10 protein-coding genes are annotated in these 12,297 nt (G+C 73.2%); 4 read left to right on the top strand and 6 right to left on the bottom strand.

What is annotated here, in order from left to right:
- Nucleotides 1–571: 571 nt before the first annotated feature.
- From ACIQE0_RS03665 to ACIQE0_RS03680, 4 genes are all read right to left on the bottom strand, one after another.
- Nucleotides 572–1,660 carry a hypothetical protein gene (locus tag ACIQE0_RS03665; protein ID WP_402329230.1) on the bottom strand — a complete coding sequence of 363 codons (1,089 nt, stop codon included), beginning with the start codon at nucleotides 1,658–1,660 and terminating at the stop codon, nucleotides 572–574.
- 150 nt (nucleotides 1,661–1,810) lie between these two features.
- Nucleotides 1,811–2,743, bottom strand: a complete 933-nt coding sequence (locus ACIQE0_RS03670; protein WP_366331138.1) for an N-acetylneuraminate synthase family protein — start codon at nucleotides 2,741–2,743, stop codon at nucleotides 1,811–1,813.
- Between the two features lie 45 nt (nucleotides 2,744–2,788).
- Nucleotides 2,789–3,991 (bottom strand): cytidylyltransferase domain-containing protein, encoded by a 1,203-nt coding sequence (locus ACIQE0_RS03675; RefSeq protein WP_402328801.1) that lies wholly within the window; start codon nucleotides 3,989–3,991, stop codon nucleotides 2,789–2,791.
- Between the two features lie 29 nt (nucleotides 3,992–4,020).
- Nucleotides 4,021–5,373, bottom strand: coding sequence for a DUF6716 putative glycosyltransferase (locus ACIQE0_RS03680; RefSeq protein ID WP_402328803.1), 1,353 nt, complete (start codon nucleotides 5,371–5,373; stop codon nucleotides 4,021–4,023).
- Between the two features lie 199 nt (nucleotides 5,374–5,572).
- On the opposite strand from ACIQE0_RS03680, the gene ACIQE0_RS03685 reads away from it, so the two are divergent.
- From ACIQE0_RS03685 to ACIQE0_RS03695, 3 genes are read left to right on the top strand one after another with little or no spacing between them, the layout of a single operon-like run.
- Nucleotides 5,573–6,589 carry a glycosyltransferase family 2 protein gene (locus tag ACIQE0_RS03685; RefSeq protein ID WP_402328805.1) on the top strand — a complete coding sequence of 339 codons (1,017 nt, stop codon included), beginning with the start codon at nucleotides 5,573–5,575 and terminating at the stop codon, nucleotides 6,587–6,589.
- The gene (locus tag ACIQE0_RS03690) at nucleotides 6,589–7,968 is read left to right on the top strand and encodes an alpha-2,8-polysialyltransferase family protein (RefSeq protein WP_402328807.1); all 1,380 of its coding nucleotides are present in this window, start codon (nucleotides 6,589–6,591) and stop codon (nucleotides 7,966–7,968) included. Before ACIQE0_RS03685 ends, ACIQE0_RS03690 begins: the two co-directional genes overlap by 1 nt.
- Nucleotides 7,968–9,200, top strand: a complete 1,233-nt coding sequence (locus ACIQE0_RS03695; RefSeq protein WP_402328808.1) for an acyltransferase family protein — start codon at nucleotides 7,968–7,970, stop codon at nucleotides 9,198–9,200. Before ACIQE0_RS03690 ends, ACIQE0_RS03695 begins: the two co-directional genes overlap by 1 nt.
- A 126-nt stretch (nucleotides 9,201–9,326) precedes the next feature.
- Here ACIQE0_RS03695 and ACIQE0_RS03700 read toward each other — a convergent pair whose 3' ends face one another.
- Nucleotides 9,327–10,007, bottom strand: coding sequence for a TetR/AcrR family transcriptional regulator C-terminal domain-containing protein (locus ACIQE0_RS03700; protein WP_402328810.1), 681 nt, complete (start codon nucleotides 10,005–10,007; stop codon nucleotides 9,327–9,329).
- A gap of 38 nt (nucleotides 10,008–10,045) precedes the next feature.
- On the opposite strand from ACIQE0_RS03700, the gene ACIQE0_RS03705 reads away from it, so the two are divergent.
- Complete coding sequence (locus ACIQE0_RS03705; protein WP_402328812.1) at nucleotides 10,046–11,638, top strand: FAD-dependent monooxygenase; 1,593 nt, start codon at nucleotides 10,046–10,048, stop codon at nucleotides 11,636–11,638.
- A 109-nt stretch (nucleotides 11,639–11,747) separates the two neighbouring features.
- Here ACIQE0_RS03705 and ACIQE0_RS03710 read toward each other — a convergent pair whose 3' ends face one another.
- Entirely contained in the window at nucleotides 11,748–12,284 is a 537-nt protein-coding gene (locus tag ACIQE0_RS03710) for a class IV adenylate cyclase (protein ID WP_402328814.1), read from the bottom strand.
- Nucleotides 12,285–12,297 lie beyond the last annotated feature (13 nt).

Here is a 12,297-nt window from a genome sequence, read left to right on the forward strand (position 1 = left end):
CGGTGGGCGCGGGGAGGGCCTCGACTCAACCGTGGTCGACGGAGAGCAGCACGCGTCCGAACAGGCCCGGTCTTCGGCATCCACGCAGGGTTCGGCGATCACGAACGGCAAGGTGTTCTCGCTTTCCTGGCCCGGGAAGAGCCGCCCGTCAGCGCGTACGACGCCGGGGAGATGCGTTGCTGCGGGAACGGTTCCGGGACTGCGCCAGCGGTCGAGGGAACATCCGGTCGGCGAATACGCGGTCAGCCTCATGGCACGCGTAAATGCGTGTCAAGTCGCCTGTTGATAAGGGGGTTTGGGGAACACGGAATAAAAGCCAGTCCGGTGGTGGCGCGGACGGCGGAAGGTAAGGCTTGCCTGATGCGGAGCGGCGGCCCCCGGCCAGCGGGTCTCCCGTCCGCGGTCCGGGCGGTTCCGGGCCGGCGCGGCGGGGCGCTCATCTGACCTGGCTTCGCGGGAGGGCCGAAAGTCGCCGCCCCGGCCGGAGCGGGCTTGCGCGCGGGCCCCTCCCCGGCGGCGCGGGGAGGGGCCCGTGGTGTCCGTTGCCGCGCTCGGTCCCGCCGCGGCGGGGTCAGACCCCGCTCTCGTGTCCGGCCGGCCCCAGCCGGCGCACGTCGCGGGCGGTGCCGGTGACGTCGTCGAGGAAGCCCTGGGCGCGCGGGGAGGCGTGGGCGGTGAGCCAGGCGGGGTCGATGTCGCAGACCGCGACCTGGACCCCGGTGCCCTGGAGGGCCAGCGGCAGGGTGTGCACGACGGTGGAGGGGAAGCTGAGGATCAGGCGGCCGACCGGGCCGCGGCGGGCGATCAGTTCCAGCGGGAGGTCGGGGCGGACCACCTCCAGACCGGTCTCGGTGGCCAACCGGTGGAGTTTGCCGGCCCGTTCGCGGCGGTGGGCGAAGTAGCGGGTGGCGCCGTGCGTACGGGCCAGGCGGGCGACCGCGGCCAGATAGCGGTCGGTGTCGACGACGCCGGTCTCCACCAGGGAGGTGCCGACGATGTCGGCGGTGCGGGTCGGCCGGGGCGGGCCGAAGCGGCTGCGGGTCCAGGCGAAGTCGTTGGCGGTGACCGTCATGCCCTCGGGCGCCTCGACCGGCATGGAGCTGAAGAGGGCGACGGTGCGGCGGCGCCGGGACCCCTCCGGGCCGGGGGTGAGGCGGCGCCGGGCGGTGGCGGCGACCGGCGCGAAGAGCACCTCGCGCGGGCCGCGTCCGGCGCCGTGCCGGTGCCAGCGCACCAGCCGTTCACCGCGGGCGAGTTGGCCGATGAACTCCATGGTGGCGGTGCCGTCGTCGACCACCACCAGGTCGCGGGCCCGGGTCAGGCCCAGGAGCAGCTGCACATAGCGGGAGAAGGGGTCGCCGAGGACGACCCGGCGGGCGCGGCGGAGCAGCGGGGTGAGGCCGCCGATGGTGCGCAGCGGGGCGGCGGTGCCGCCGCGGGCCTCCTCCCAGCGCACGGTGTGGCCCTCCTCGCGGGCGAGTTCGGCCATCCGGCGCAGCTGGCCGCGGGTCATCGGATCGCGCGGGGCGAGCACGACGACGGTGAGGTCGGCGGGCCGCTCGGCGCGGGCCGAAGTGTGCGACCATTCCAGGACGTTGAGCAGTTGTACCGGGCTCTCGACGAAGGCGAGGGTGTCGGTGTCCGCGGGGGCGGGGCTCATCTCGTCACCGCCGGGTTCGGTCCGGTTGCGCTGCCGGGGGACCCCGGGGAGGCGGCGGGCGGGAGTCCCCGCCGCCTCCCCGGGCGGGACCTCGGCGCCGGCGGCGCGGGTCCCTTCGGGTGAGTTCACGTCAGAACTCCTGCCGGCCGGTCAGACGGCGGCCGGCTCAAGGTCGGCGGCCTCCGCCTCGGCGACCACGCCGGTGACCCGGCGCAGCTTCTTCATCGGGCCGAGCTCGCTCTCGTAGACCTTCTTGACGCCGTCGCCGAGGGACTCCTCGATGGTGCGGATGTCGCGGACCAGGCGGGTCAGGCCCTGCGGCTCGACGGAGGCGGCCTGGTCCGAGCCCCACATGGCGCGGTCGAGGGTGATGTGCCGCTCGACGAAGGCGGCGCCGAGGGCGACCGCGGCGAGGGTGGTCTGCAGGCCCGTCTCGTGGCCGCTGTAGCCGATCGGGACGTTGGGGTACTCGGCCTGAAGGGTGTGGATCATGCGGAGGTTGAGCTCTTCGGCCTTGGCCGGGTAGGTGCTGGTGGCGTGGCAGAGCACGATGTTGTCGCTGCCCAGGACCTCGACCGCGTGCCGGATCTGCTTGGGGGTGGACATGCCCGTGGAGAGGATGACGGTGCGGCCCGTGGCGCGCAGCGCGCGCAGCAGCTCGTCGTCGGTGAGCGAGGCCGAGGCGACCTTGTAGCAGGGCACGTCGAACTTCTCCAGGAAGGCGACGGACTCGACGTCCCAGGGGGAGGCGAACCACGCGATACCGCGCTTCTTGCAGTACGCGTCGATGGCGCGGTAGCCGTCCTCGTCGAACTCCACGCGGTGCCGGTACTCGATGTAGGTCATCCGGCCCCAGGGGGTGTCGCGTTCGACCTCCCACTGGTCGCGCGGGGTGCAGACCTCCGGGGTCCGCTTCTGGAACTTGACCGCGTCGCAGCCGGCGTCCGCGGCCGCGTCGATCAGTGCGAAGGCGTTCTCCAGGTCGCCGTTGTGGTTGATGCCGATCTCGCCGGTGACGTAGACGGGGCGGCCGGGGCCGACCGGGCGGTCGCCGAGGGAGCGGAGGCGGGAGGTGCTGCTCATGGGAGGTTCCTTCGTTCTGTTCGGGGGTGACGTAGGGGGTGGGGTCTACAGGGACGGGCCCAGGAGCCAGCCGGCGATCTCGCGGATGGCGCCGCTGCCGCCGGGGGTGGTGGTGACCGCGCGGGCCGCGCCGCGCACCACGTCATGGGCCGAGGCGACCGCCACCGGCCAGCCGACGAGGTCGAAGCAGGGCAGGTCGTTGACGTCGTTGCCGACGTAGAGCACCCGCTCCGGGGTGACCTGGGCCTGTTCGCACCACTGCTTCAGGGCGGCGTCCTTGCGGTCGATGCCGTGCAGGACGGGCACCTTCAGCTTGCGGGCGCGGGCGGCGACCACCGGGTTCTGCTCGGTGGAGAGGATCAGCAGCTTCAGCCCGGAGCGGCGCAGCGCGGCGATCCCGAGGCCGTCGCCGCGGTGCACGGCCACGGTCTCCCGGCCGTCGGCGTCGATCAGCACCCGGTCGTCGGTCTGGGTGCCGTCGAAGTCGAGGACCACGGCGTCGATGTCGTCGCCGGTGGGGAGCGCGCCGGGGCGGGCGCCGTCCAGCAGCGGGGCCAGCGCGCGGGCCCGGGCCAGGTCGTGCGGGTCGTCGATCTCCAGGACCCGGGCGGGGTCGGTGCGGACGAGGTCGGTGCGGCCGAAGAAGCGGTGGCCGCTGGTGCGGAAGCCGGCCGCGTCCATGGCGTAGGCGGCGCCGGTCTCCAGCAGGTCCTGGGGGCGGTCCTGGCGGCGCGGCCGGAAGGACTTCTCGTGGTTGACGCCGCGGCCGCCGTCGGTGGCGTTCTCGCCGGGCTCGGCGGCCTCGGCGTCCCGCCAGACGAAGCCGTGGAACGGGGCGACGGTCAGGGCGCTGTCCGCACCGCCCTCGACGACCGCCGCGGCCACCGCGTCGATGTCGTCGCTGCCCAGGAACGGGCTGGTGCACTGGACGAGCAGCACCGCGTCGACCCTGCGGCCCTGTTCGGTCTCGTAGGCGTCCATGGCGTGCCGGACCGCGGCCTCGCTGGTGGCGGTGTCGCCGGCGATCTCGCCGGGGCGGCGTATCACGATCGCGCCGGCGCCGCGGGCGGCGGCGGCGATCCCGGCGTCGTCGGTGGACACCACCACGTCGGTGACCAGCCGGGCCGCGCGGCAGGCGCGGACCGCGCGGGCCACCAGGGGCACGCCCCCGACGGCGGCGAGGTTCTTGGCGGGGACGCCCTTGGAGCCGCCGCGGGCGGGGATGACGGCCACAACGGTGGGGGGCATAGCGCTCTCCTTGGTCGGGCGGGGGCTGCTCACAGCTGCCCCCAGCGGCGGATGGCGGGGGCGACGCGCTGGACGCCGTGCCGGTAGGCCCCGCGGGCGGCCTCGCGGACCGTGTCGCGGGCGAACTTCCTCAGCCCGCCGGCCTCTTGGGGCTCCCCGGCGTGCCCGGCGAGCGGCGCGCCCCGCGGGTCCAGGCCGTAGCGGGCGAGGATGCCGGGCAGATAGCCGGGGGCGGTGCGGGGGGTGTAGTACGGGGCGAGCGGCGGCAGGCGGTCGGCGGCGGCCAGCGCGGCGACCCGGTCCCGGGCGGCGTCGAAGGCCCGCTCGTACGGGCCTCCCCCGGCCTTGACGCTGGCCACCCCCTGCCCGGCCAGCCACTCCGGATCGGGCTCCGGGCGGTGCCCGGCGTCGAGTTCGTCCCAGGAGGCCAGGCAGCCGGAGCCGAGGAAGTGGTGGTTGCCCAGCGCCTCGCGGATACCGAGGTCGGTGAGGACGGCGGTGGGGACACCGCGGTGCAGCGACTCCAGCGCGGCGGTGGAACTGACCGTGACCAGCAGGTCGGTGCGGTCCAGGACCTCGCCCATGTTGCCGTACACCAGACGGCAGTTGGCGGGCAGTCCGCCGGGGATCTTGGCGGCGAGCTTCTGGTAGGGCAGTTCCTCGATGTGGGTGGTGTGCTCGCCGGGCCTGCTGCGGAGCTTGATCAGCACCTCGCGGTCGGGATGCCGGCGGGCGTGCTCAACCGCCCGGCGCAGCAGGTACGTTCGCGCCTCGCGGGTCTCCGGGACGGAGGGCTGGGCGGCGAACACCACGGTGTAGGGCGCGTGCGGCGCCTGGTAGGCGTCGCCGCCGAGGAACGGCAGCGCGCACTCCACGACGCTCTCGTCCGGCGCGCCGACGCCCCGGTAGACCGCGCGGAACCGGTCCGCGTCATGCCGGGAGTTGGCGAGCACCGCATCCGCGCCGTGCCGCAGCAGCAGGCCGTCGGCGAGCTTCTCGTAGACCACGCCGACGTAGCCGGTGACGACGACGGGACGCCGCCCCCCGGCGCGCCAGGCGTGCCCGAGCCCGTGCAGCATCGCCTGCACGGCGCCGCCGACGCAGGCCAGCACCAGCACGTCGCAGTGCGTGCGGTCCGCCCCGCGGACGCCGCGCTCCATCAGGTCGAGGAAGTCCACCCCCCTGATCTCGCGCAGCGAGTCCGGGCGGGCGCCGACCTCGCCGAGTTGGCGGACGGTGGGGGTGGCGCGGCCGCGGAGCAGATAGCCGTCGAGCCGGGCGTCCGGTTGGAGCCGACGGGCGGTCAGGGCGCCCCACTTCCACCGGGTGTCCGAATCGGCGAGCACCGCGACCCGCGGTGCGGAATGGGTACGTGATGGCACGTCGAAGACGCTAGGAAGGTGCGACGGTTGGCGGGCCAACGCGGGAGCAACAAAGGGTTAACAGCCGACCGACGAATACCGAACCCACCCGGATACCGCCCGATATCCGGCTCGGTTAACCATCCCGCCATTCTTCGTTCACCGCCAAGTACGCACCGCGTCAAGACGAATGCCGGGCACCACCCCTAACGTCACGGGGGTGGTTAAGCTCTCCGTCGTCGTGCCGTTCTACAACGTGCAGACATACGCGCCCGATACTCTGAAAAGCCTGGCGGCGAACTCTCGCGAGGATTTCGAATTCCTGCTCGTCGAAGACTGTTCACACGACGAGACGCCGCAGATCCTCCAGCGCGCCGCCGCGGACCTGCCGGGCGCCCGGCTGCTGCGGCACGAGCGGAACGGCGGTCTGGCCACCGCCCGGAACACCGGTCTGGACGCGGCCCGCGGGGAGTACGTCACCTTCCTCGACGGCGACGACTGGCTGGCCCCCGACTACCTCCCCGAACTCCTCGCCGTCATCGAGGAGTTGGGATGCGACTTCGTGCGCACCGACCACGTCCAGTGCACCGCGCGGGCGCGCACCGTGCACCGGGTCCCGCACGGCCGGCGGGGGGTGGTGGTGGATCCGCGGAGCGTGATCCTGCCCGCCGACCGCTCCACCTCGGTCGACTACGCCTACGCCTGGGCCGGGATCTACCACCGCCGGCTGCTCGACGACGGGCTGCTGCACTTCACCGACGGACTGCGCACCGCCGAGGACCGGCCGTGGATCTGGCGGCTGCACCGCGAGGCGAAATCCATGGCGGTGACGGGATTGCTGGGCGTTTTCTACCGGCGCGGGGTGGCGTCCTCGCTGACCCAGATCGGAGACGTGCGGCAATTGGACTTCATTCGCGCATTCGACCAGGTGATCGAGGACACCGCACATGATCCCCAGGCGCATCTGCTGCTGCCGAAGGCGGTGCGCACCTATTGCGCGATCATTGCCCACCACCTCGGCTCGATCGAACGTTTCGAGCCGCCGGTCGCCCGTAAATTGCGCGCGATGAGCGCCGCGGCCATGAGACGCATGCCGCAGGACGTACTGAAGGAAGCCCTGGACTCCATGGACGTGCAGCGCGCGTCCCGGCTGCGGCGGGTGCGCCGCCGCCCGTCCCCCAAGGACTCGACTCCGCTCGACCAGGGCGGTACCCCCACCCCCGAGGTCGCCGCCTGATGCCCGCCCGCCCCCGCACCCAGATCTTCCTGGCGTCCACCCTCTACGGCGCGGCGACGCTGGCCGCCGCGCTGGACGCCGACCTGTTCCCCCCGGCCGAGCGCCGGCTGCTGCTGATCGCCAACAACGCGGCCACCCCGGAGGTCCATCCGGCGCTGGACGCGATGCCGGGCTTCGCGCGGCTGCGGGACCGCTTCGACGGCGTCCTGTCGTGGAACGAGACGATCCGCCCGTTCCACCCCGGCGGCTGGTCCCCGCGCCCCAACGACGTCCCGCTGTGGGAGCGCCATCTGCGGCTGCTGTGGGAACTGGGCGACGATCAGGTCGAGTTGGCGGTGGAGTCGATCCAGGTCAACCCGGCGATGGCGCTCGCCCAGCTCTTCCCCGACGCCCCGATCGACGTCTACGCCGACGGGCTGATGAGCTACGGCCCCACCCGCGACAAGCTCGATCCGCTGATCGGCACCCGGATCGGCCGGCTGCTGCACCTGGACCTGGTCCCGGGCCTGACGCCGCTGCTGCTCACCGAGTTCGGGGTGGTGCCCCAGGTCGTACCGGCCGAGGCGTTCACCAAGGTGCTGGCCGAACTCGCCGACCACAGCGCGGAGTCGGGCGATCTGGCCGGTGTCCCGGAGGGCGCGGCGCTGCTGCTCGGCCAGTACCTCTCCGCCCTTTCCATCCTCACCCCGCAGGAGGAAGAGGAACTGCACGTCAAGATGGTGCGCGGGGCGGTCCAGCGGGGCCACCGCGAGATCGTCTTCAAACCGCATCCGACGGCGCCGGCCCGCTGGTCGCAGCTGCTGGAGCGGGAGGCGGAGAAGCTCGGGGTCGCGCTGACCGTACTGGACCGGCCGGTGATCGCCGAGGTCCTCTACCAGCGGGCCCGCCCCGCGCTGGTGGTCGGCTGCTTCTCCACCGCGCTGCTGACCGCGTCCGCCTTCTACGACCTGCCCGTCGCCCGCACCGGCACGAGTCTGCTGCTGGACCGGCTGACGCCCTACCAGAACAGCAACCGGATGCCGGTGACGCTGGTGGACGCGCTCGTCCCGGACCTGGCCGACCGGCGCCCGCGGCCGCGCACCCACGCCACCCCGGCGGACGTCGGGCCGCTGGTCAGCGCGGTCGGCTATGCGATGCAGCACCAGATCCACCCGCAGCTGCGCCCGGCCGCCGAGCGGTATCTGGCCACCCGTCTCGACCCGTACACCCGGCGCTACTTCAAGCGGCGCCGGCTGACCGCGCTGGCGCTGCCCGGCGCCATCCCGTCCCAGCTGTCGTTCATCCCGCGCAATGCCGCGCTCCGCCGGATGGCGCGCCGGGCCCGGGCCGTACAGCGCCGACTGAAGCAGCGCCGTCTCAAGAAGTGGTCCGCCGCCTGATGACCACCACCTCACCGGCGGCCGGCGCGCCCCGCACGGCACCGGACCGCACCGCGGCCGGCGCCCCGGGTGCCGCGCCGGCCGCCGCCCGGGACACCGCGATACCGGGCCGGGGCGGCGCCGCCCGGCTGCGTGCCCTGGACGGGCTGCGGCTGATCGCCGCCCTGATGGTCGCGGCCTACCACTACGGCGGCCGGAGCGGCGATGTCTCCCGGGCCTGGGGCGACTCCCCGGCCCGCCAATTCCCCGCCCTCTCCGGGGCGTTCGCCTACGGCTGCCTCGGCGTCCAGATCTTCTTCGTCATCAGCGGCTTCGTCATCTGCCTCAGCGGCTGGGTCCCGCCCGTCGCCCACCACCACCCTTCGGTGGGCCGGGCTACGCCCGGACTGAGACGATTGCGCTCCTTCGCCGCCTCCCGCATCAGCCGCCTCTACCCGGCGTACTGGGTGGCGATCCTCCTGGTCACCGCCGTCTTCGCGCTCCCCTGGGTCGCCTTCAAGGCGCTCGCCCCCAGCGAGGTGCTGACCAACCTCACCATGCTCCAGTACCCGCTGGGCGTGCACCGGGTCCTCGGCGTCTGCTGGACCCTCTGGGCCGAGATGCGCTTCTACGCGCTGTTCGCGCTGTGCGTCGTCCTGCCGGGCGCCACCCGCGGCCGGGTGGTCCTCTTCTGCGCCGGCTGGACGCTGGCCGCCGCGCTCGCCCAGTCCTCCCACGAGCCGTTCCTGACCACCGTGCTGATGCCCGAGTACGCCCCGTTCTTCATCGGCGGCGTGGGCCTGTACCTGCTGCACCGCTTCGGCCGCCGGGACCCGGTCGCCTGGACGATCGTGCTGGTCAGCTGGCTGATAGGCCAGCACTACGCGGTGGCCGGGCTCTGGCACGCGCCGTCCGTGCACGCCTTCTCCTACCGCTCGGCGACGGTGATCGTCGCCGTCGTCACCGTCGGCTTCGCCCTGGTCGCCGCCGTCGCACTGGGCGCGTTCCGCTGGGCCGACTGGCGCTGGCTGACCGTCGCCGGCGCCCTGACCTACCCCTTCTACCTCGTCCACGAGCACCTGGGCTGGGTCGTGATAGGCGCCCTGCACCGCGGCGCCGGCCTGCCCTCCTCCGCCACGCTGCTGCTGACCGTCGCCCTGATGCTGCTGCTGGCCTGGGTGCTCCACCGCTGGGTCGAACGCCCCCTGACCCCGCGCCTGCGCCGCGCCATCGACCCTCGCCGCAGGACCTAGGGCGCTTCTGACGGATCTCCGCGGCGTCGCGGCGTCTGGCACGCACGCTCGCAGCGTCGCCGGGATGTGGGCGCCGGGCGGGGGTCCGACGACAGATCCCGTCGCCTCACCCCGACGCGACGGCCCTCAACTCCCCTTCCGCTCCCCGCGCATGGCCTCGATCCCGGCCACGATGATCCGCAGCCCGCTCTCGAACGCCTCCTGGGAGTCGCCGAAGAGCGTCCGCCCGGCCCCCGCGGCGAGCGGGTACGTCGCGGCCAGCCGCCGCTCCCGGTCGTCGAGGTCGTACGCCGGATCGCGGACCTCCGGGTGCCCGGGGTCGGGGTGCACCGACTGCTCCTCGATGACCATCCCGATGGTGTAGTTGTACGCGGTCCACCAGGCGCGGGCCCCCTCGGCGGCGGTGAAACCCGCCTCGACGAAGCGGCCGAGGAAGTGTTCCAGCGGCGCGGCGAAGCTGTCGTCCGTCATCCGCGTGCCGCTTATGACCTTGGCGCCGTCGCGGTACTTGAGCAGTTCGCGGCGGAAGACGGCGCAGCTGCGGACGACCATCTCCTGCCAGGACGGCCACCGGCCCGCCGCCCCGGGCTCGCCTGCCGGCATCGTGGTCGCGAACAGCCGCCGGAAGAAGGCGGTCGCCATCTCGTCCAGCAGCTCCTGCTTGTTCTTGAAGTGCCAATAGAGCGCCGGCGCCTGGACGTCGAGCTCCTTGGCGATCCGCCGGAGGGACAGCCCGTCCAGGCCGGTCTCGTTCAGCAGCCGCAGGGCGGTCTCCACCACCACGTCCCGGTCGATTCGCGAAGCCATGTTGACAACTTAACACCGTTAAGCGCACCCTCGACAGCATGGCACTTAACACTGTTAAGGAAACCTCGGCCGCCACCGCTGCCGCCCAGGACGCCCCCGGCGCCACCAGCGCCCCGCCCGTCGACGTCCTGATCGCCGGCGCCGGCCCGACCGGCCTCGCGCTCGGCATCGACCTCGCCCGCCGGGGCGTGACCACCCTGATCGCCGAGCGGCAGCCCACCCTCTCCCCCGGCGCCCGCGGCACCGGCGTCCAGCCGCGCACCCAGGAGGTCTACGACGACCTCGGGGTGCTCGCCGCCGCCCAGTCCGCCGGCGGCCCCTACCCGCCCATGGCGCTGTGGGAGAACGGCCGGATCGTCCGCACCCACCAGATGATCGAACGGGTCGCCCCGACCCCGTCCACGCCCTACTCCAACGCCCTGATGCTCCCCCAGTGGCGCAACGCCGAGCTGCTCCACGACCGCCTGCGCGAGCTGGGCGGCACCGTCCAACTCGCCACCACGCTCACCCACTTCACCCAGGACCCCGACGGCGTCACCGCCCACCTCACCGGCCCGGAGGCAGCCACCCGCACCGTCCGCGCCCGCTTCCTCGTCGCCTGCGACGGCGGCGCCAGCACCGTCCGCAAGCAACTGGCCGTCCCGATGAGCGGCCCGGAACTCGCCCCCGGCCACGCCGTCCTCGCCGACGTCCGCCTCGACGGCCTGGACCGCGACCACTGGCACCGCTGGCACCTCCCGAACGGCGGCTTCCTCGCCCTCCTGCCGCTGGCCGGCACCGACGCCTTCCAGATGCTCGCCGCCGCGGCCACCGCCGAGCCGGACACCTCCCACGAGGCGATCCGCGCCCTGCTGGCCGAGTACACCCCTCTCACCCGCGAGCAGGTCCGCGAGGTGCTGTGGACCTCCGTCTACCGCCCCAAGGCGGGCATGGCCGACGCCTACCGGCACGGCCGGGTGTTCCTGGCCGGCGACGCCGCGCACATCCACTCCCCGGCCGGCGGCCAGGGCCTCAACACCAGCGTCCAGGACGCCTACAACCTCGGCTGGAAGCTCGGCCAGGTGCTCCGCCACGGCGCCCCCGACGCCCTCCTCGACACCTACGAGACCGAACGCCGCCCCCTCGCCGCCCGCATCCTGGCGACCAGTACCCAGCTGCACCGCTCCGGCAGCCTCCGCCGCGGCCGCGACCTCCACCAACTCGACATCGGCTACCCGGACAGCCCCCTCACCCACGAACTGCGCACCGGCCTTCCCGCAGACGCCCGCACCGCCGGCGACCGCGCCCCGGACGCCCCCTGCACCACCCCCGACGGCACGCCCACCCACCTCTTCGACGTCTTCCGCGGCCCCCACTTCACGGTCCTCGCCCTCGACACCCCGGACCTGGACCCCGCCGCCCTCGCCACCGCCGCCGGCACCACCCCCCTCCGCACCGTCCACCTCGGCGGCCCGGCCCCCGACCTCCTCGACCCCGAAGGCCACCTGCGCGCCGCCTACGGCACCGCCCCCACCGCCTACCTCATCCGCCCCGACGGCTACATAGCGGTGGCCACACCCCCCGAGCACGCCACAAAACACCTGGCGGAGGCCCTGGAGTCGTATCGCGGGGCGACCCGGTCGACGGCCTGACACAAGGCCCCGAGCCGCACCCCAGGAGACTCGCCCCTCTCGGCCAGGAGCCTTCCACCTCCTGGCCGACCGGGGTCCCGGCTCACCGCCGACGCACCCTCAACAAGGGCTAGATGAAGCGGAGTTCACCGATCGAGTAGAGGTCGATCCCGTAGCGGGCGAACACCTTGGTCGTGTTCTCGCTGGTCAGATCCTCCCGCGCGAGGGAGAGGCGCTCGGCGGTCGCCCACACCTGTGCTTCGGTGTCGCCCTCGATCTCCAGGTAGGGCGGGATGCGCGGCCATGCGTCGATCTCCAGCCGCACGCCGTCCAGCAGCCAGGACGACCGACGGTTCTCCTGGTAGCTGCGCGGTGTCAGCCCCATGAGCCCGAGCAGCGCATGCGTCTCCGCGAACGACCCGACCGTCGTCTCGGTCTCCCGGGTGCCGTCGATCGCATCCGAGCTGATCGTCTTCACACACAGGGTCACCGCGCCGCCGGAGTCCCTCAGCCGCACCCAACGCCCCTTCATGGGAGGGATGGTGTCGTAGACGTAGCGGCGCATGAGGCGCTCACCCTGGAAACTCCCGCCGACCGCCTTGATCCGTTCGGCCATGGCGTCCGGGTCGATGCCCAGCGCCTTCGCTTCGTACTCGACAGCGTGCATGGATCTCCCACTT

Source organism: Streptomyces sp. NPDC093097 (assembly GCF_044754325.1).
GTDB lineage: Bacteria > Actinomycetota > Actinomycetes > Streptomycetales > Streptomycetaceae > Streptomyces.

Excerpts from the sequence above, each read along its gene's own strand:
- ACIQE0_RS03665 (WP_402329230.1), bottom strand. The coding sequence starts at position 1,660 with ATGAGCCCCGCCCCCGCGGACACCGACACCCTCGCCTTCGTCGAGAGC.
- ACIQE0_RS03670 (WP_366331138.1), bottom strand. The coding sequence starts at position 2,743 with ATGAGCAGCACCTCCCGCCTCCGCTCCCTCGGCGACCGCCCGGTCGGC.
- ACIQE0_RS03675 (WP_402328801.1), bottom strand. The coding sequence starts at position 3,991 with ATGCCCCCCACCGTTGTGGCCGTCATCCCCGCCCGCGGCGGCTCCAAG.
- ACIQE0_RS03690 (WP_402328807.1), top strand. The coding sequence starts at position 6,589 with ATGCCCGCCCGCCCCCGCACCCAGATCTTCCTGGCGTCCACCCTCTAC.
- ACIQE0_RS03695 (WP_402328808.1), top strand. The coding sequence starts at position 7,968 with ATGACCACCACCTCACCGGCGGCCGGCGCGCCCCGCACGGCACCGGAC.
- ACIQE0_RS03700 (WP_402328810.1), bottom strand. The coding sequence starts at position 10,007 with ATGGCTTCGCGAATCGACCGGGACGTGGTGGTGGAGACCGCCCTGCGG.
- ACIQE0_RS03705 (WP_402328812.1), top strand. The coding sequence starts at position 10,046 with ATGGCACTTAACACTGTTAAGGAAACCTCGGCCGCCACCGCTGCCGCC.
- ACIQE0_RS03710 (WP_402328814.1), bottom strand. The coding sequence starts at position 12,284 with ATGCACGCTGTCGAGTACGAAGCGAAGGCGCTGGGCATCGACCCGGAC.